Source organism: Photobacterium sp. DNB22_13_2, assembly GCF_052873915.1.
The window spans coordinates 321793-341609 of record NZ_JBNNXU010000005.1 but is presented as its reverse complement, the minus strand read 5'-3'; the positions used below and the strand labels follow the sequence as shown (position 1 = coordinate 341609).

Annotated in this window: 17 protein-coding genes and 1 pseudogene; 6 read left to right on the top strand and 12 right to left on the bottom strand. The window is 47.3% G+C overall.

The features are described from left to right. Positions 1-13: 13 nt before the first annotated feature. Entirely contained in the window at positions 14-751 is a 738-nt protein-coding gene (locus ACVA58_RS10695) for a family 16 glycoside hydrolase (RefSeq protein WP_446510429.1), read from the bottom strand. A 282-nt stretch (positions 752-1033) separates the two neighbouring features. Between ACVA58_RS10695 and ACVA58_RS10690 the strand changes: the two genes are divergently transcribed. After that, a complete protein-coding gene (locus ACVA58_RS10690) occupies positions 1034-1948 on the top strand; it encodes a D-alanine--D-alanine ligase family protein (RefSeq protein WP_446510428.1) in 915 nt (304 codons plus the stop codon). 72 nt (positions 1949-2020) lie between these two features. Here the strand turns inward: ACVA58_RS10690 and ACVA58_RS10685 are convergent, their stop codons facing one another. Then, on the bottom strand, positions 2021-2923 hold the full coding sequence (locus ACVA58_RS10685) for a LysR family transcriptional regulator (protein WP_446510427.1): 903 nt from the start codon (positions 2921-2923) through the stop codon (positions 2021-2023). A gap of 110 nt (positions 2924-3033) precedes the next feature. Between ACVA58_RS10685 and ACVA58_RS10680 the strand changes: the two are divergent. Then, positions 3034-3649: pseudogene (locus ACVA58_RS10680) on the top strand (LysE family translocator). A 138-nt stretch (positions 3650-3787) separates the two neighbouring features. Here ACVA58_RS10680 and ACVA58_RS10675 read toward each other — a convergent pair. The 3 genes from ACVA58_RS10675 to ACVA58_RS10665 all read right to left on the bottom strand — a co-directional run bounded on the left by ACVA58_RS10675 (position 3788) and on the right by ACVA58_RS10665 (position 7549). Next, positions 3788-5218 (bottom strand): 6-phospho-beta-glucosidase, encoded by a 1431-nt coding sequence (locus ACVA58_RS10675; protein WP_446510426.1) that lies wholly within the window; start codon positions 5216-5218, stop codon positions 3788-3790. Positions 5219-5317: 99 nt separating this feature from the next. Beyond that, positions 5318-6805 carry a PTS cellobiose/arbutin/salicin transporter subunit IIBC gene (ascF, locus tag ACVA58_RS10670; RefSeq protein ID WP_446510425.1) on the bottom strand — a complete coding sequence of 496 codons (1488 nt, stop codon included), beginning with the start codon at positions 6803-6805 and terminating at the stop codon, positions 5318-5320. A 126-nt stretch (positions 6806-6931) separates the two neighbouring features. Then, complete coding sequence (locus ACVA58_RS10665; RefSeq protein ID WP_446510424.1) at positions 6932-7549, bottom strand: bifunctional 4-hydroxy-2-oxoglutarate aldolase/2-dehydro-3-deoxy-phosphogluconate aldolase; 618 nt, start codon at positions 7547-7549, stop codon at positions 6932-6934. A 214-nt stretch (positions 7550-7763) separates the two neighbouring features. Here ACVA58_RS10665 and ACVA58_RS10660 point away from each other — a divergent pair, with 214 nt between their 5' ends. Together ACVA58_RS10660 and edd are read left to right on the top strand one after the other, a co-directional pair. Beyond that, complete coding sequence (locus ACVA58_RS10660; protein WP_446510423.1) at positions 7764-8303, top strand: gluconokinase; 540 nt, start codon at positions 7764-7766, stop codon at positions 8301-8303. Next, complete coding sequence (gene edd / locus ACVA58_RS10655) at positions 8300-10096, top strand: phosphogluconate dehydratase (RefSeq protein WP_446510422.1); 1797 nt, start codon at positions 8300-8302, stop codon at positions 10094-10096. Before ACVA58_RS10660 ends, edd begins: the two co-directional genes overlap by 4 nt. Positions 10097-10182: 86 nt before the next feature. Here edd and ACVA58_RS10650 read toward each other — a convergent pair whose 3' ends face one another. Continuing rightward, on the bottom strand, positions 10183-11190 hold the full coding sequence (locus tag ACVA58_RS10650; protein WP_446510421.1) for a substrate-binding domain-containing protein: 1008 nt from the start codon (positions 11188-11190) through the stop codon (positions 10183-10185). A gap of 216 nt (positions 11191-11406) precedes the next feature. On the opposite strand from ACVA58_RS10650, the gene ACVA58_RS10645 reads away from it, so the two are divergent. Beyond that, positions 11407-11685, top strand: coding sequence for a hypothetical protein (locus ACVA58_RS10645; protein WP_446510420.1), 279 nt, complete (start codon positions 11407-11409; stop codon positions 11683-11685). A gap of 68 nt (positions 11686-11753) precedes the next feature. On the opposite strand, the gene ACVA58_RS10640 is transcribed toward ACVA58_RS10645, so the two are convergent. Together ACVA58_RS10640 and ACVA58_RS10635 are read right to left on the bottom strand one after the other, a co-directional pair. After that, the gene (locus ACVA58_RS10640; protein ID WP_446510419.1) at positions 11754-13079 is read right to left on the bottom strand and encodes an ethylbenzene dehydrogenase-related protein; all 1326 of its coding nucleotides are present in this window, start codon (positions 13077-13079) and stop codon (positions 11754-11756) included. Further along, a complete protein-coding gene (locus ACVA58_RS10635) occupies positions 13072-13605 on the bottom strand; it encodes a cytochrome b (protein WP_446510418.1) in 534 nt (177 codons plus the stop codon). Before ACVA58_RS10635 ends, ACVA58_RS10640 begins: the two co-directional genes overlap by 8 nt. A gap of 654 nt (positions 13606-14259) precedes the next feature. Here ACVA58_RS10635 and ACVA58_RS10630 point away from each other — a divergent pair. Beyond that, complete coding sequence (locus ACVA58_RS10630; protein ID WP_446510417.1) at positions 14260-14895, top strand: alternative oxidase; 636 nt, start codon at positions 14260-14262, stop codon at positions 14893-14895. Positions 14896-15119: 224 nt separating this feature from the next. On the opposite strand, the gene ACVA58_RS10625 is transcribed toward ACVA58_RS10630, so the two are convergent. From ACVA58_RS10625 to ACVA58_RS10610, 4 genes are all read right to left on the bottom strand, one after another. Further along, positions 15120-16118, bottom strand: a complete 999-nt coding sequence (locus ACVA58_RS10625) for an ABC transporter permease subunit (RefSeq protein WP_446510416.1) — start codon at positions 16116-16118, stop codon at positions 15120-15122. Continuing rightward, positions 16115-16969, bottom strand: a complete 855-nt coding sequence (locus ACVA58_RS10620; RefSeq protein WP_446510415.1) for a taurine ABC transporter ATP-binding protein — start codon at positions 16967-16969, stop codon at positions 16115-16117. The genes ACVA58_RS10625 and ACVA58_RS10620 overlap by 4 nt, the downstream gene beginning before the upstream one ends. A 29-nt stretch (positions 16970-16998) precedes the next feature. Next, positions 16999-18027 carry a taurine ABC transporter substrate-binding protein gene (tauA, locus tag ACVA58_RS10615; protein WP_446510414.1) on the bottom strand — a complete coding sequence of 343 codons (1029 nt, stop codon included), beginning with the start codon at positions 18025-18027 and terminating at the stop codon, positions 16999-17001. A 277-nt stretch (positions 18028-18304) separates the two neighbouring features. Beyond that, entirely contained in the window at positions 18305-19678 is a 1374-nt protein-coding gene (locus ACVA58_RS10610; protein WP_446510413.1) for an aminotransferase family protein, read from the bottom strand. Positions 19679-19817: the final 139 nt, after the last annotated feature.

Genomic DNA, 19817 nt, shown 5'->3' with positions numbered 1-19817 from the left:
ATCCACCAGCTAGCTACTGGCTGTGCTTGATTTGCAGATCAGAAAAATAGGCATCATTCCCAGGCTGGGTAATCAATCCGATGACCCCTTTGTGCTCTGAGCCGTGGAACAAGCGCTCAACCACCAACACTTTTTCACCATCGATATAAAAAATCGCTTGGTTGTTATTTATTTCAGCCGTTAATTTAAACCACTGGCCGGGGCGTATCTTCGCAGCTGTTTCATACTGGCCCGGAGCGCTTTCTCTCAGCACATCCCCAGAATGGTCGGGATAAGAAAAATACTGAATCGTTAACTCTCGCTGCGCTTCATCTTCCGACATCGCATTAACTGGACGTAAGTAAACCCCTTCGTACTTTGATTTATCTTCACTGACCCGAAAGACAATACCGACAAAACCGTTGGCTGACTCGCCATTTGCCGTCTCAGAGGCTTGCTGTTGTGGCTCACCCGCCATCAATAGCTCAATCGTACCGTCACGGAACGAAAGCGTCTGCAAAGCAAGGTAGGTACAATTGTCGCAGCCCCCTTGTGCCTGCGATTTATGCTCCGGTGACACCGACACATGTATTCCTTTTTGGCCATGGTACTCAACCACTTCGGCCTTAACACCTTTGGCTACCGTATTATCCAAGGTGTCCAACGGAAAATGTTCAAAGTCCAATGCCGACACAATCGACGAAAACAGCCCAATGCATAACGTGATTACCCAATTACCAATTGGTTTGATCAAACTTTTCTGTCTGTTCATTACGGTTACCTAGCAGGATGTTTATTTCAAGTTAGCTGAAAAGAAATTCATCCCCTGCTCAAAAATAAGACAACATTCTCTGTGATGAAAATAAAGTCGCACACATTGTCATACTTTTGATGCACGTCAGCCCAAAAAATAATACAACTCATTACAATAAGCTACTAAACACTATACAAGAAATTTTATATCACTAAATAGTGCGACATTTTCAAAGCAAAAGACTGCTTACGTTTTCTTTTTTGAATTTTTATACAACAAAGCTTAATCGGAACAACAACCATGAGAATTGGAATTTTATACGGTGGAGATTCAAGTGAGCGTGCAGTCTCGTTAAAATCGGGCAATTGCATAGCCGATGCCGTTGAGTCTCTGGGACATGAAGCCATCAAGATTGATCCCCGCCATATTGATATCACCTTGCAGGGCTTCTTTAACCTCGACAAAGTGTTCATTGCCCTTCATGGCGGTATGGGAGAAAGCGGTCATATTCAGGCCTTACTGGACTTGCTTAAAATCCCCTATACCGGTAGCGGACTACTTGCTTCATCTCTTTCTCTAAACAAATTGAAAACTAAAGAAATTTGGCGTTCAAACGGCCTTCTAACGGCTGATTGGATCAAGGTAAACAAACACACTCCAACCGACACCATCAAAGCAACACTGGCAGATTTGTCCTATCCTGTCGTCGTCAAGCCGCTCAACCAAGGCTGCAGTATCGGCGTGTCAAAGGCTTCCTCATCAGAAGAGCTCTTCAATGCACTTATTGATGCGTTCGAATATGATGACGAGATCCTGGTCGAACAGTTTATTACCGGCAGAGAGTACACCTGCGCAATCCTTGATGGCAAAGCACTCCCGGTTGTTCAAATCAAGTCAGATACGTTTTTTGACTGGGATGCAAAATTCGGCGATCAAAGCGCGACGTATCACTGCCCCTCAGACTTAACCGAAGAACAAGAAAAACTTATGCAGGAAGCAGCACTGGCCGCCTATAAAACCTTGGGATGCCGAGGCTGGGGCCGTGTTGATACTTTCTTGGATGACAAGGGAAAAGTCTGGCTGATTGAGATGAATACCGTACCGGGCATGACCACCCGTAGCGTGTTTCCAATGGCGGCAAAGGAAGCAGGCCTCAACTTTGAAGAGACTATCGCCGCGCTACTCGATAGTGCGACATTTGATGACGTGAAATAACTTCTCGTTTCTGTCTTCTGCCCTATTCCATGCAGGTTGCCATGACCATGCATGGAATAGGGCTGACACACATTAGAAAGCCATTCCACTAAGGCCATTCGCTTCATCTTCTGTCGGCACACATCCTGACAAGCTCTCAACCAGCCACTGGATAAAGCGGTATTCCAAGTCACTTGGGGTACGTTTTTGAGAGAGTAATATGTACTTATGACCCGACGGGGTAAAACCAAACGGGGCGATTAAATTTCCCCTTTTCAAGTCATCGACGACTAACGGATATGATCCTAGCGCCCCTCCCAAACCATCTACCGCAGCCTGGAAACAGAAGTAGAAGTGCGCGAAGGTTTGATTACTGCAGCCTTCCAACTCATTGCAACCTGAGCGGGTGACCCAATCTTCCCATGCAGAACGCCTTGTTTGGCTATGGAGTAGCTTGATTTGCGAATAATCATGACGAACCTGCTGCCAATAATCAGGCGAGAATACTGGCCCTACCCATTCGTCCACCAATGCTACCTTGTTATACTCATACTCGATCTTGAAATCATCCCGACGAATTGCCAGCGATAACCCTGTCGCCCCAAGCGCCACTGCTCCACCGGCTGTTGATAGGCGAATATCCGCACCTTCCACCTCATTATGGAAGTCAGTCAACCGCGGCATTAACCAGCGCATGGTTAACGTTGGCTCACAGGATATTTCCAGATACTGCTGATGACTTCGCTTCAATTGGCTGACACCGTCATCAAGAGCGGCGAACGCAGTATGCGTATATTGCTTAAGCAATTCCCCCTCTTGGGTCAAGTATAGGTGACGACCTTGTTTATAAAACAAAGCTTGGCCCAAATACCCTTCCAGCACTTTGATCTGCTTACTGACCGCACCGTGGGTAATATTGAGCCGATTTGCCGCTTCACTCAAACTGGGGGATGAAGCTGCTATGTGGAAAATATGGAACGCCTTTAAGTGCCGCATATGTGAACTTTACTCACAGTTGCAAAGAGACTTTTTCGATTATAGCGATCATAAACCTGCCCTACAATCATGCCTATTCAATTCACACTCATGGTGAAACAGGAGTCGACGTGGAATTATTCAGCTTAGCCTTACTCGGTATTTTAATCGTTATCAGCCCGGGAGCTGACTTTGTTTTAGTTTTAAAGAACAGTATAGGAAGAGGAAGACAGGCTGGATTATGGACAGCGGCAGGGATCAGTGCATCAATCTTTGTCCACATTAGCTACTCCATGTTAGGGATGAGTTACCTCATCTCACAGAATGAAGTGCTATTCAATGCAATCCGTTATGCTGGCTCAGGCTATTTGATCTACCTCGGCATCAAAGGCTTGATGACGGCAAACGAAAGCTTAGGCAGTATTGATTCAAGCTCTTCAGAGACACGTCCAAGTCGCTTTTTTGCGCAGGGCTTTCTATGCAATGTCCTAAACCCTAAAACAATGTTGTTCTTCTTAAGTATTTTCAGCCAACTGGTCGCCCCGGACAGCACCGAAAATGCCCAAGCTTTGGTATACGGTGGGTGGGTACATGGTCGCTCTGCACGGAGTTTGGTTCTGTCTTGTGTCGATTATATTTACTTCAGCCTCACTGCAATCAACCATGCAACGACTGAAAAAACGGCTGAACCAAGCCTGTGGCGCCGGATTAATTGCCTTTGGTAGCCTACTCGCCTTCCAGTCATAACCATATTGGAAAGTCATCTACCTAAATAGATCAAAAAAGCCGGTAAATCCTCGATTAACGAGGACTTACCGGCAAACTGTCAGAGTTTCCCCTCAGACAACAGAACACATTTATCCCAAACAGATTTTCTTGTTTGGGTTAAGCAAGATCTTCACCATTGCTCGCAATGACTTTCTTATACCAGTAGAAGGATTTTTTGGGGGTACGATCCAAACTACCGTTGCCTTCGTTATCGCGGTCCACATAGATAAAGCCATAACGTTTGCTCATTTCACCGGTTGATGCAGCCACAAGATCAATACAGCCCCATGGGGTGTAACCCATCAACGGCACACCGTCAGCAATCGCGTCTTTCATCGCTTCAACGTGAGAGCGTAGGTAATCAATGCGGTAGTCATCATTGATCTCACCGTTCTCATCGATAGTGTCTTTAGCACCCAAACCGTTTTCCACCAAGAACAATGGCTTTTGGTAACGGTCAAACAATGAGTTCATGGTGATACGAAGGCCAAGCGGGTCAATTACCCAACCCCAGTCGCTGGCTTCCAAGTGTGGGTTCTTGATCGATTTCACTACGTTGGCTGCGCTGGTATTGCCTTCGTTCATATCGGCAGATGCGCAGCGCGAGGCGTAATAGCTAAACGAGATGAAATCGACGGTATTTTTCAGAATTTCATAGTCTTCGTCATGAATCTCCAGCTTCACGCCTTTTTCATCAAACACCTTCTGAGCATAAGATGGGTAGTAACCGCGTGACTGCACATCAATGAAGAACAAGTTTTCGCGATCTTTCTGCATCGCCGTGAACACATCTTCCGGCTTGCATGAATAAGGGTAGAACTGACCGCCCGCCAACATACAACCAACTTGGTTTTCCGGGTTGATCTCATGGGCAATCTTGGTCACCAACGCACTCGCCACCAACTCGTGGTGAGCGGCTTGGTATTTCACCTGATCGTGGTTTTCGTCTTCCTGGAAAAGAATACCTGCACCTGAAAATGGACTGGCCAGCAAAATGTTAATTTCGTTGAAGGTCAGCCAATATTTAACCAAGCCATCAAACGCTTCGAAACAAGTACGGGCATAGCGCTCAAAGAATGCGATCATCTTGCGGTTACGCCAAGAGCCGTACTCGTTAACCAAATGCATCGGTACGTCAAAGTGGCAAAGAGTGACCAATGGCTCGATACCGTATTTCTTACACTCTTCAAACACAGAGCGATAGAAGTCGATACCCGCTTGGTTTGGGGCTTCTTCATCACCGTTCGGGAAAATACGCGCCCATGCAATTGACATGCGGAACACTTTGAAGCCCATCTCGGCCAGCATCGCGATGTCTTCTTTGTAGCGGTGATAGAAATCAATTGCCTGATGGCTTGGATAGAATTCGTCCGAATCAAGTTCAACCGAATCAACCTGACCCAGTTTTACTGGCATCCGGTTTTCACCGTAAGGGATCATATCTACAGTCGTTAGTCCCTTACCGCCTTCACGGTAAGCACCTTCAGATTGGTTAGCCGCAATCGCGCCGCCCCACAGAAACCCTTCCGGGAATGTAATATCAGACATGGTTTGCCTCTTGTTTTTTGCTAATTACCGTACGTACCGCGAATTATTGCAAAGCCACCTCGGTAAGAGGTGGCTCATTTTTTCATGCGTTAGAGAACACTAAGCCGTAGCTGGTTTTGCTGGGGCCAGTGCATCAACTTCTTTTGCTTCTTCTTTCGCCGACTCTTTTGCAGCTGTTGGGTTTGATTCATCCTCATCGTTAGGGATATCTTCAAAGCCAAGAACGAGTGTCAGTACAAAAGAAAGAACAACAGACAGTGCCATCAGACCCAGAACCCACACTAGGCTCATCGGATCATTCACATCAATAAATTGGACACTGGTGAACAGGCTTGGTGCCGCCATTGAGTGGCTCGCAATTCCGGCCATACCCGCAAGGCCACCCACGATAAAGCCGGTGATCAGCGTTGCAATCAGAGGACGCTTTAGGCGAACCAGAACACCGTAAAGCGCTGGCTCAGAGATACCAGCCATCAGTGCTGATGCACCCGCCGCCATAGACGTTTGTTTCAGTGCAATATTTTTGGTCTTCCAAGCAACAGCCAGACACGCACCGCCCATACCGATGTTTGCACCGATTTCTGATGGCATTACCATGCCCTCGGTACCGGTTTCAGCGATAGTTTGGATGATTGTTGGTGTAAATACACGGTGCATACCGGTAAGTACCAATAGAGGCCACAATGCGCCCATGATAGCAACAGCTAGAGGACCTAGAGCACCGTGGATAGCGTAGACAAGTGTAGAAATTGCAGTACCAATCCAAATCCCCATAGGGCCGACAAACAGGATACCAATCGGTGCGGCAATCAACACAATCAACATTGGTTTCAAGAAGTTCTTCGTCACAGCAGGCGTAATGCTATCAACCCAACGTTCAATGTACGATTGGATCCACGTCATGATCAGAACTGGGATTACGGTGTAGGTATAACGAACAGATGTTACAGGGATGCCGAAAAGTTCTACTGCACGGCCATCAGCAGCCTGTGCCATTAGATCGATGAAGTTCGGGTGTACCAGCACACCGGCAATACCGATAGCTAGAGACATGTTGGTTTTGAATTTAATTGCAGCCGATGCCGCTACCATAATTGGTAGGAAGAAGAAGGCGCCGTCACCAATCGTGTTCAGCAGGATAATGGTTGAGTGATCGGACTCATAAATATTGAACATCAGCAGTAGCATTGCGGCAAGCTTCACCATCGAGCCACCGATAATTGCCGGGATCAACGGTGACATGGTGCCAACCAATGCATCCAGCATTTTAGCCCCAATCACTTTAGGTGTTAGCTTTACCTTCGGTGCCGGTGTGTCGTCAGAAGACGCGCCATCAAAGTTACATAGCTTCATCACTTCTTTGTAGGCAGCAGCTACATTGTTACCAATGATAACCTGGCACTGCTCACCGTTATGAACGATGCCCATTACACCCTTTATGCCTTTCAAGGCTGCGGCATCCACTTTCGCTTCATCTTTCAAAACAAAACGTAGACGAGTCATACAATGAGTCAGTGCGACAACATTGCTTGCTCCCCCCAATTTTTCGACAACCGAGCGGGCTACCGCGCTGAAATCTTTAGACATCTTCTCAACTCCTGCGTGTACGGAGAATAGTTGGCTAGCGTGTTATGCGGCCTATTCCCCATTAAAATGCGTTAAATGTCACCCGATAAAATGTAAATACTGGTGACCAACAATTTGTTGTTTTGCTTACTGGTTGATTTCACTCACCAGTTGACCAATGGCTTGCCAGTCGCCTTGATCAATCAAATTATTCGGTACCATCCAGGTGCCGCCACAGGCGATCACTTTTTCCAGTGCCAGATAGTCAGCCACGTTGGCAGGGCTAATGCCACCGGTAGGCATAAACTCAACCGGATAAACCGCCGATAGCGCTTTTAGCATGCCGATACCACCAGAAGGCTCCGCGGGGAAGAACTTCAGGGTTTTCAGACCAAGCGACATCGCCAGTTCAACCAGGCTTGGGTTATTCACACCTGGGATAACGGCAACATTCTTCTGTTGGCAATACGCTACCGTCGCCGGGTTCAGCCCCGGGCTCACAATAAAATCAGCACCGGCTTCGACAGCTTGATCAACCTGCTCGGTGGTCAATACCGTACCGGCACCAATTAGCATTTCAGGGTAAGCCTCGCGCATCAGGCGGATTGACTTGACCGCAGCTTCTGTACGAAACGTAATTTCTGCACACGGTAAACCGTTTTCAACCAGCACTTTGGCCAGTGGCTGTGCTTTGTCAGCATCTTTGATCGCTATAACCGGCACAACCTTCATCGCACTCAGTTTGCTTTCGATAGTTTGTTCCATTTCTCTCCCCTCTCCATGGCACAGCCCGTTCTCTAAAACCGGAACAACTTTGTTGCTGTGCAGAACATGGTGCTTTGATGAATTCTTGATTCAGTGGTTCACAACCACTCAAGTTACGGGTAACATGTTACCAATAACATCGATAAAATAAACCCGATTTTGAAGATCATCTAAGAAATGAGATCTAGATCAGAAAAAGATTCAAGGAGCTTACATGGTGGGGAAAAGCATCATTGTGATGGGGGTATCTGCATCAGGAAAAAGTACTATTGGTTATGAGCTTGCCCAGCGTATTGGCGGCAAATTCATCGATGGTGATGACCTGCATCCGAAAGCCAACATTCTAAAAATGGCCCAAGGCGAGCCATTGAACGATCAAGACCGCAAGCCTTGGCTGGAGCGGATCCGCGATGCGGCTTTCAGCATCGAAAGCAAGAACGAAACGGGTGTGATTGTGTGCTCGGCATTAAAAAAATGTTACCGGGAACAAATTCGTGAAGGCAATCACAATTTAGCCTTTGTGTACCTCGCCGGAACACAAGAGGTGATCCTTGAGCGCATTCGCCTGCGTCGGGGCCACTTCATGAAAGAGAACATGATCGCCAGTCAGTTCGCAGTCCTCGAGACCCCAGTTGATGAGGCTGATGTCATTACTGTCGATATAGACCAAAGCATTGAAGCGATTCTGGATAACGCCGTAACAGCGCTGACAGAACAAGCAGCACCGGCAACTTCTCTGGAGATCACCGCATGATCCACCCAACTATTACCCTGATCACCGAACGCATCAAAGCCCGCAGCCAATCACTTCGCGCCAGCTTTGAAACCAAGACTACTCAGCAAGCAGAGCAAGGCAAGGGGCGTGCCAGCCTATCATGCGGCAATCTTGCACACGCAGTGGCTGCATCCTGCCAGCAAGAGAAAGGCGAGATTCTGGACTTTACCCGCGCCAACCTTGCTATTGTTTCGTCATACAATGACATGCTAAGTGCCCACCAGCTCTATAAAAACTACCCAGATCACATTAAAGCAACGCTCAAATCACTGGGGCACACCGCACAAGTCGCGGGCTGTGTGCCGGCCATGTGTGATGGTGTCACCCAAGGCCAGCCGGGCATGGACATGTCACTGTTCTCACGTGACTTGATTGCCCAATCCACCGCATTCTCGCTAAGCCACAATGTGTTTGATGCCACCTTACTACTGGGCATTTGCGATAAAATCGCACCAGGGCAACTGATGGGAGCACTGAGCTATGCCCACCTGCCAACGGCGTTTATTCCAGCGGGCCCAATGCCAACTGGCATCACCAATGACAAGAAAGTTGCGGTCCGCCAACAATATGTGGCAGGTGAAGTTGGTAAAGATGCGCTGTTAGAAATGGAATGCCAAGCCTATCACTCAGGTGGTACCTGTACCTTCTATGGCACAGCCAACACCAACCAGTTGGTATTCGAAGCAATGGGTTTGATGTTACCGGGCTCAGCGTTTGTCCCACCTAACAGCGAACTACGCACAGCACTCACCGAGCATGCCAGTCTGGCTCTGGCTGCAATGACTGCTGATTCGCCGAACTACAGGCCGCTTGTTGATGTCTTTACCGCTGAAAACTTGGTCAATGGTGTCGTTGCCTTACTCGCTTCTGGCGGCAGTACCAACCACACTATCCACATGTTGGCTATCGCTCGTGCTGGCGGCCTACTCCTTACCTGGGATGATATTAGCGAACTGTCTGACATCGTACCTCTGCTTGCCAAGATGTATCCTAATGGCCCGGCAGACATCAATGCTTTCGAAGCAGCAGGCGGCGTTCCTGCATTAATGAAAGCACTGCATGAACGCGGACTGCTCAATGATAAGGTGCAAACCGTCTTCGGTGAGTTTGCCGATCAATTGACCCAACCAATGTTGAGTGAGAGCAAACTAGTATGGCAACCCGTTGGTGAAAGCACCGATGCCGACGTGATTGCTAGCAGCGGACAAGTATTCAACCAAACCGGTGGGACAAAAGTTCTGAAAGGAAATTTAGGCCAAGCGGTTATCAAAGTGTCTGCGGTAAAAGCTGAACACCAGTTTATAGAAGCCCCAGCTAAGGTTTTCCGCTGCCAACACGATGTGGAAGCAGCTTACCAAGCAGGTGAATTTACTGGGGACTGTGTCATTGTGGTCAGCCACAACGGTCCTGCCGCCAACGGTATGCCAGAGCTCCACAAACTCATGCCAATTCTTGGCAATATCCAGAAGGCCGGTCACCAAGTGGCATTGGTTACTGATGGTCGCCTATCTGGTGCTTCTGGTAAAATCCCAGCGGCTATTCATATCACGCCCGAAGCTCTTCGTGGCGGTGCCATTGGCCTGATTGAAGATGGCGATATCGTCAAACTCGATTGTCAAACCGGGCTACTGGAGGTGGCAGCACCATTTGACCAGCGCCAACCGATCCTGCTGGATACAGAAGCAGGCCAAATCACCTGGGGGCGAGATATCTTCAAGGTGATGCGGGAAAATGTCGGCGGTGCCGATGAAGGGGCAAGCTTCCTGTTCTAGGCCATTACGTACACGCTCTAATTAGTAGATACGAAAAAAGGAGCACTGTGATAAACAGTGCTCCTTTCTCGTATCAAGATAAAAATTTAAAGGCTTTCCCCACGACTGATGGTAAAGCCCATATCGAACACATTCCGCTCACTGCGTTTCCCTTCAAGCGCCTGGAGCAACAACTCAGCGCTCTTTTCGCCGATTTGGTAACGCGGCGTATAGATACTGGTCAAACGCGGGGTAATAGCCTGTCCGATATCCAATGCGTTGTAACCGACTACGCTAATTTTCTGTGGCACCTGAATACCCCGTTCGTTACAAGCAAATATAGTACCGATGGCAATATCATCATTGGTACAGAACACTCCGTCCAGCTCAGGACACTCAGCCAAAGCTCGGCTCAATAGCTGCCCACCGAGAGTAAAACTAGAGTGTTCATGGGTCAGGATGTGGAATTTCTCCAGCCCTGCTTCGTCCATCGCCTTGTCATAACCTTCCATCCGAAGTTTGGTTCGGGTATCCAAGCGTGCACCAAAATACGCGATATGGCGCTTGCCTTTATCAAGCATGGTTTTAACCGCGGTGTACGACGCATTGACATGATCCAGTCCTACCACCATATCAACCGGGTTTTCTGGTAATTCCATCGCTTCCACCACCGGTACCCCTGCGGTTTTTATCATTTGCAGGGTACGATCAGTATGTGCTGTCCCGGTGAGGATAAGCCCATCAACCTGATAGGAAAGTAAGGAGGCTATTTTACGCTCTTCAACGTCTTCATCATAACTGAAGTGAGCAATCAATATTTCATACCCATTGGCATTGGTCACTGCTTCAATACCTTGAGCAAAACTAGCAAAGACTTGGTTCGACAACGAAGGTAGCAACACCCCTATCGCCTTACTGGAAGACTTCGACAGCATAGCGGGTGCGCGGTTTTGGATGTACCCCAACTCTTCCACCACTTCTGCAATCTTGTCGCGCGTTTTGGCTGAGACCGATTCAGGATTACGCATATACCGGCTCACGGTCATTTTGGTAATGCCAATACGGTCAGCAATATCTTGCAGCGTTGGTCGAGATTTTCGTTGTTCTTGTGTCATAACAATAGGGTACGTTACAGGCAGACTTTAAATGTTACAGTAACATATCACTTGATATCCCCTCATAGCAAACACAACGCATTATTTAATACATAAATTGACGCTCTAGACAATTCCCAAGGCAAAATGCATGAAACTGCATTATTAAGTTGTTTAATTAGAGGGACAAAAGTACGCTTTTATTCAGCTAAACACCTGAATTTAAGGAGTAAAAACATGCAAGTAATGGAGTTGCCAAAATTCTTCTATCTAGTCAAAAATGTATCAATTGTTGGTGCTGTTTTAGGCTGTCTCGCTGGTTCACTCGTCGTTCTAGGGGGGCTGGACGCATTTAACTGGGGATTCATGGCCGGTATGTCAGCAATTGCTGGAGGGGTAGCAACCATCATATCATCTCTAGTAGGACTAGGGCTGGTGTTCTGCTTCCTTGCGATTGTGGAGGCACAAATAGATACTCGCAATATTGTTGCTCGCTCATTAGAACAACGTGATTGATACAATATAAATCAACTAGAACAAAGAGCCAGCCTCAGAATAGGCTGGCTTTTGCTAAAAAATAATTATTATCGAATCGGCGTCGTCACCACATCACCGGTCGCATTCTCACCGATCCCAACTGTAAATGGGAAGGTGACATGATGGAATCGAGTCGTCGTCTGACCATCATGGATTGCGATATTAAAATCATACGTCCCGCCGACAGCCATGACCTTGTCATCTACTGGGTTACCGGTATCAAGCTTACGGGTAAAGACCACTGTGTACTTGCCGTCTTCCCACGTCGAATGCACTTGATTGTTATCCCCTGCCGAGCCAACGCCTTGGCGATTCAAGCGCCCTTGCAGATACTGACCTTCTTCTATCTTGCTAGGATCATACGGTATGGTATTCACACCTTCGATCATCGCAATGTTCTTGGTCAGGTCCGTAAAGTCTGCTTCGTCAAGGGCATAGAAGCCCGTCACAGACTTGTCGTACATATACTTAGGCAACCCGGTCTTTCTGTCCAAATTCCAGGTAAAAACGGTGGTGCCTTCATCATTTAAGCGGTACTCCAGTACATACCCATCATCGGCACTGCCCGTCGGGGCCGAACGGGTCGAGCGCCACTGCATCAGGTCGACAAACTTGCCGTCCTTCTTAAGCTGGTCAATCTCTTCGCGAGTTTTCACCTTGTCCCAATTAACGCCATATCTTTCAGTTCGGGTATCGGGTAGATATTTACGAATATCTTTTTGACCCAGTCCTTCAAAGCCAATGACATCCAAGGCTTGAACATCGCGCATGGTTGCTTGACCGATATCTCTCATCCCACGGTGACAAGACATCCAACATCCCTGCTGAGTGAATTGATCCACGCTGCCATCATCAATCATGATCGAGAAACGATCTTCATAAATCGGCGTATAAGGATTTTTGCCCCTGTCACCGCCTATTACCGTCCATTTCCCACCCTCGAACAACAAGGTGTCATGCATTCGGGCTGGAAAAGGTGATTGGGTTTCCCATGCTGCCTTCACGTAGAGGTTTTCATCATCGTTGGCAAATTGGAACTCGACATCAATAAAGCTTGGTTTGTCCGCCATTTTATCCAAGCGATCGTGCTTGATGAGCATCTCCCCCATGCCTTTTTCTTCACCTTGATGACAACTACTACAGGTTTTACTTTCAAAATCACTGCGCAGCGTGCCTTTATGCTCTGGTGAGTTAATCCAGTCATAGGTGATCAGGCCAGGAAAGAACATGTTTTTTTCAACCACTGGAACCTTATCCCAATGAATATCCGGCTCAACATCATAAACACTCATGTTGTAGGCATTGGCAGTAAACGCCGCACCTGACAGTAGAGCAGCAGTTAGCACGGAACGGGGAAAAGTATGATTATGCATTGTTATTAACTCCCATCATGCGGGCCAAGGTGCCGTCTTTTAACACCAGCTGATGAAAAATGGTTGCGCAGGTGTGCATGGCAATAAGCAGGTAACAGAGAATTTCCATCATCGAATGTATCTGGTAAGAGAAATCAATCAAACCGGAATTACGTTCGACAAAACCGGGAATAGTAAATAAACCAAAAACTACGGTATCTTTGGCCTTGGCCAACGCAATCAATAGTCCTGACAGCGGCATTGCCAACGAAATGGCATACATGGCGAAATGTGCACTGTGGGCAATAAATTTCTCTATTTTGCTGCCTTGAGTATCTGGTTTACCGGCCCAGTTAATCCACAGAATACGGATACCAAATAACACCAAGACCAATACACCCAGAGACTGGTGCAAATCAAAACTGAATGAATTTGGAATGGGATCAAACAACATTATTATTAGCGATGCGATAAAAGCGATAGCGGCAACAAGGTGTATCACCTTGCTGGCTGTACTAAAATGCACAACGGGTGCTGAGACTTTCATGGGTACTTCCTATGTGTATATAACAGAAATATTTGACTTACCTCTTTAGTGTTATTTTAAAGTTTCATGTTATATACAGTTATTGACAGTAATCAATAACCGTTCCGGACAGCATATTCCGTGAGTTAAATGAAGTTATTCAGTGGTCAATTAAAAGAAATATAATAAATGAAATATAATCTAAAAAATCCAGATAAATAAGATTCACACATTTAGTGTGCTAATGATAAGTTAAATTAACAGCCCATTTTTTGACTGAACCGCAATGTAACAAAACTTTTCAGTATACTGTGATAAAACCATATGCCAGCAAGAAATAACGGACAAATCAGCCATGGGCATGAAATAGCAATACTTAACACTTTTTAAATAACCATTGAGATTACATGGAAATTTTCGTATCTTTATATCTACACCGTATATCGCAAAAATCGTGTTACAACTTCAAAAAACACTTTTCCCAGCCTCATTATACATTTACCTAAACATTTAAACCTTTATTTTAAAAGGGTTATTTACACCTGACATAATAACTTACTGAGTTCGACGCTAGTTTATTGAACGACACAGATGGTTACATGATTATTTTATATATTGTGAAAATATTTTAATTGCAAAGCAATAAAATACATCATAATAAATAGGAGATTCATCATGTCAGACTTCAAGCTTACCCATAAGAGCGCAACAAAAGTCTCAGAGCGTATCGCACTGCTCATTACGCAGTTTCTCAAATTCTCCCTGAATCTATTTTATGGCAAAAAATACGCTAAACGAGCAGTAATACTCGAAACGATTGCAGCAGTTCCAGGCATGGTGGCAGGGATGTTCAACCACCTAAAATCACTACGCCGAATGAAAGATGACGAAGGCTGGATCAAAGAGTTGCTTGATGAAGCCCAAAATGAACGTATGCATTTAATGATCTTTTTAGATATCGCCAAACCAAGCTGGATTGAACGGATGCTGGTATTGATCGCACAAGGTGCCTTTATTGTGGTGTACAGCGTTATCTATTTACTGTCATCACGCATTGCCCACCGGGTGGTTGGCTATTTCGAAGAAGAAGCCTGTAAAAGCTATACCGAGTACCTAGAGAAAATAGATGCCGGTGAAGTGGAAAACACATCAGCTCCGGACATTGCGATTAACTACTATAACTTGGCTGCGAATGCGAAGCTGAGAGATGTTGTCTTGCGTATCCGTGAAGATGAAGCAGGCCACCGTGACAGAAACCATAACTTCGCCGATGCCTACGAAAACAAAACGCTGCCGGCGCACCAACATTGATATAACATTGCAAGAAAAAAGGCCGCCCAAGGGCGGCCAACGGAAAGGAACCTTAACGTTATGAGTCTTCGTAACATACCCTTTTCTAGGGTGCTGGTTCTTAGCCTCTTTATCGTGGCAGGCTTAAATGACCGTTCAAGTACGTTTGGGTGTCGTTTTGACTACGGTTTCATCTCCCGATATGGTGTCCTGCCCACTACAAACTTATTGTTATAAGTGATTCGTTAATACCCTTTCCAAGGCACCAATTTTACCTCTAACCAACGCATGAATAAGTCAAAGGAATAGGCAATCAATCCGATGATTATAATGCCTGCGATGACCACATCGGTTACCAGAAACTCAGCAGCGTTAAGCACCATAAATCCTATCCCAGCTTGGGCTGCAACCATTTCACTGGCAACTAATGTTGTCCAGCCAAAGCCAATACCGATACGAAGCCCTGTTAATATCTCTGGCATCGCGCTTTTAATGATCACATGGTAAAGCACTTGGAATTTATTGGCTCCCATCGAGTAAGCCGCTTGGATCTGCTCACTTTTCGCAGATGTTACCCCCGCTCTGGCACTCAGGGCTATCGGTGCAAACATGGCAAGGAAAATCAAAGTGATCTTACTGGTCTCATCAATACCCAGCCAGATGATCACCAAAGGCAAATAAGCCAGAGGAGGAAGCGGGCGGTAAAACTCAATGAGTGGATCTAACACGCCCCGCACCCATACATTGGTACCAATTAATATACCTAGCGGAATAGCGGTCAGTGCCGCCAGAGCAAAAGCGCCGAACACCCGGGTCAGGCTGGCAGCAAGATGCTCACCCAAAGATACGCCCGAAAAGCCATTCACGGCTAAATCACCTAGCCTGTCGACCACAGACATCGGTGAGGGAAGAAACAGAGGTTTAATCCATCCGGAACCTGTCACCAAAGCCCACAAACCAATAAACACAATCACCGAGATAATCGACACAATCCTTGCGTCCCCTTGGCCCGGTTCACCGTAGTAATTAGGTGCTGTCTCGGTACGCTTTTTCAGTGCCGCTAATAATTTCGGTAGCAAAGGGAGATTACCATCTAAGCCCACCGTATCTCGATAGTGAGGTCGCGGTGCATTAACCGGTTGAGGAGGAGCCACCTCCAGCAATACCTCCGGTGTAGAATCAATTTGTTCGATAGACGTACCCTTCGGCTCTACAGCCTCGATATTCGATGCAATATTGCTCATGCCGCCACCTCCGGTTTTTCATCTTGGTGAATAATAGACAGCACCTTCTCACGCATCTCGATAAAATCAGGCATCGATTTCACCGCACGGGCATCTCGGCAAGCCAAAAATCGACGGTTGAAATCTAACTCAAAACTATGGGTGATCCGCCCTGGACGTGGCGACATGACGATAAGCCGTGACGCCATAAACAGGGCCTCTTCAACACTGTGCGTGATGAAAAACATCATTTTATTGGTCGCTTGCCAGGCATCGAGTAGTAGCTCCTGCAAGGTCTCCCTGGTAAGAGAATCAAGCGCCCCTAACGGCTCATCCAACAGCAGGATACTGGGATCATTGGTTAGCGCTCTTGCGATACCCACCCGTTGCTGCATGCCGCCTGATAACTGGTAAACCTTGTGGTGATGGAAGTCTTTCAACCCGACCAGCTCAAGGTATTTGGCTGCTCGCTCCAAACGTTCATTTCTCTCAACGCCTTGCAGTTTCAAGCCGAAAGCGGTGTTTTCAATCACGTCCAACCAAGGGAACAGTGCGTGCTTTTGAAACACCACTCCTCGCTCTGCACCTGGGCCGATAATCTGATCACCAATCTCTCTACCCATCGTTACCCTTGGCAAGCCTTCTACCCCAGAATTACCCAACGTCAAGTAACCCTTTGATGGCTGGATAAACCCAGCCATCAAGTTGAGCAAGGTGGTTTTACCACAGCCTGAAGCTCCCAGAGCCACGACCAGCTCCCCTTGTTCAATTGTTAGATTGACCCCTGATAATGCTTTTACAGGCTCCCCGCCATTGCGATCATCGTAAATAACAGACACATCATGTATTTCCAGCACTTTATCCTTGTCCATGACTTACCTCCATGTTGTTCCGTGACGGGTTAAAGCGCTATTTTTGCTGCATAGCTTGGATTGACGAAAACACTGTAGTCAGGTTGCAGGCCAGATATTTTTTTCTCTTGCAGCAGGAACTTCGAGGTAGCTTCCAATGCTTTGACCGCGCCGCCTTCAGCCTGACAACCAAGCCACTGGCAGGACAACTGAGTACTAACATCTGGGAACTCATACAGGCTCATTGCCTCTGGGACTGTGCTGACTTCACCGCCGGTCAGCTTAGCCACAGACACCGCGATAGGGTGATCAGCAGAGAACCCCTCTTGATTCACTCGGTATTCCTCATCGGCCTTGGCGATAACGGTTAGGAAATCAGTCATAAAGTCACTGTTTTTGTTGGCGAAGGACTTACTTGCTATCAGGCCATCAAAGGTTGGCTTACCCCATGCGCTTAGCTGTTTGGATGTGATCAACACTTGGCCTTCTTGCTTAATCGAGCCTAAAGCCGGATCCCAGATAAAGGCCCCATCGATATCGCCACGCTGCCAAGCCGCCACAATTGCACCGGGCTGCATGTTAATCAGCTTGACGTCTTTCTCGGTCAAACCAAATTGCTCTAGGGCAAACAACATATGAAAATGAGTCGTGGACACAAATGGTACACCAAGGTTTTTTCCTTTCAGGTCTGCCGGTGAAGTAATACCACTGCCGTTTCTCACCACAAGTGCCTCGGCATCGGCAATGTTTTCCATCACCCACACCAGCTCCATATCGATGCCGTTACTGGCCGCGCTGGCAATCGGGCTTGAGCCTGCCACCGTCATATCCACCGCACCAGCAGCCATCGCCGTGATTGCTTTGGCTCCAGAATCAAACTTTCGCCACTTAATGGTGTAACCCGTTGCTTCTTCAAAGTGTTTTTGGTCAATCGCATATTTCATTGGGTTAAACATTCCCTGATAACCCACGGTCACCTCTTTTGCTGCCATGACGGATGTCGACAGCAGTAAAGCACCGGATAATGCACTAACTAAGGCCACATTTTTGATGCCAATAGATGCTCGGTTATGTTTCATAATCAATTCCCTTTCATCAGTGGAGTTAGCTCTACCCTACGGAATATCCCCCTACATTCGGTAGTACCAATTCGCAGCTTAATTGGTCCAGATTTGCACCACCAGCAAGCGCACATTGAGTGCAGCAGCCAAGATGCATATATCAATACATCGAACAAGCATCAAACACATACCAAGCGCATACCAAACAAGCCGGTTATGTGAACAAAAGGTGAATAAAGATCAAAAAAGGCTGCCAATGCAGCCTTCGGTATCAATGAATTAATGATTGTTAAATTTAGCGAATGAGCGCTGAAAAGGCACTATCGAGCGCTTCGACAATCCTATCTGCTTCATCTTTAGTCAAGGTCAGCATTGGGCTCAGGCAGAGTGTGTTGTTGTAATCACGGAAAGAGCGATTTGTCCGCCCGATCAGCACACCGTGTTGGGCGCACAGCCCCACTACCTGCATCGCGATTGTTTCATCCACTGGCTGACGGGTCTCGGGATCCTCCACCAGCTCCAACCCCAAGAATAATCCCTTCCCCCTGACGTCACCAATAATGGGGTAGCGACTTTGCAGGCCCTGCAACTGTGCCCGCAGATACTCGCCCATATGGGCAGCATTCTCGACCAAGTTCTCTTGTTCAATGATCCGCAAATTTTCAAGCGCAGCCGCTGGGCCAGCGGTACAACCGCCAAAGGTACTGATATCACGGAAAAAGCTTTCCTTTTCAAGAGGCTCATCAGCAAAAAGATCAAAGACCTCATCGGTAACTACGGTGCAGGAAATTGCAGCGTAGGCTGACGCAACCCCCTTCGCCATGGTGACAATATCCGGTTGAATACCGTAATGCTGATAGCCAAACCATGCCCCTGTCCGCCCCATACCACACACAACCTCATCAACATGAAGCAAAATGTCGTATTTTTGGCATATCGTCTGAACCGCTAGTAAATACCCTTCTGGCGGGGTGATCACTCCTCCACCGGCAGTAATAGGTTCGATAACAACAGCCCCTACCGTGTCTGGCCCTTCACGGAGAATGACGTCCTCGAAAGCCTTGGCTGCCAGTTCTCCGTAATTATCAACCGGGCCAAACTGACTGCGGTACTCGCAACAATGAGGAAACTCAATAAAGCCAGGGGTAAAAGGTCCATACTGGCTTCGTCTTTCTTCCTGGCCCGTCGAGCTCAGACAGGTGATGGTCGTGCCATGGTAATCACGTTCCCGGTAAAGGATCTTATGCTTCTTCCCGCCATATTTCTTAGCCGCAATTTGACGGACAATCTTATATGCCTTTTCATTGGCTTCCGAACCTGAATTGGAAAAGTACACCTTGCCCATACCCGGCATCAGATCCAGTAACTTAGACGCAAACTGTGCCGCAACAGGTGTCGCCGCCGTCCCCGCAAAATAGTTAAGACTTACCAGCTGCGCTTTTACCGCCTCGGCAATACTCTCCCGACCGTAACCGACGTTGACACACCAAACACCACCTGATGACGCATCCAAATACTGGTTTCCATGAACATCCCACACATCGCTCCCCTGACCCCGAACCATCATCGGTGCTGTTTGCGTGCCGTGCTGGGTCATATGGTGCCACACGGCATCCTTGTCCATCGCCAACAGCTCATCCTTGGTGTATTGCTGACTCTGTGATTGCATATCCTGTCACTCCCTGTCATTACTTTTCCCCCACCATAGGCAAGCCACCCAACACGCCATAGCGCCAGTTATAACTTTTTGTGGGCACAGCTTTTCATCTTGCTACTCAACATGGCACATATCCTGCTGAATACCTTGC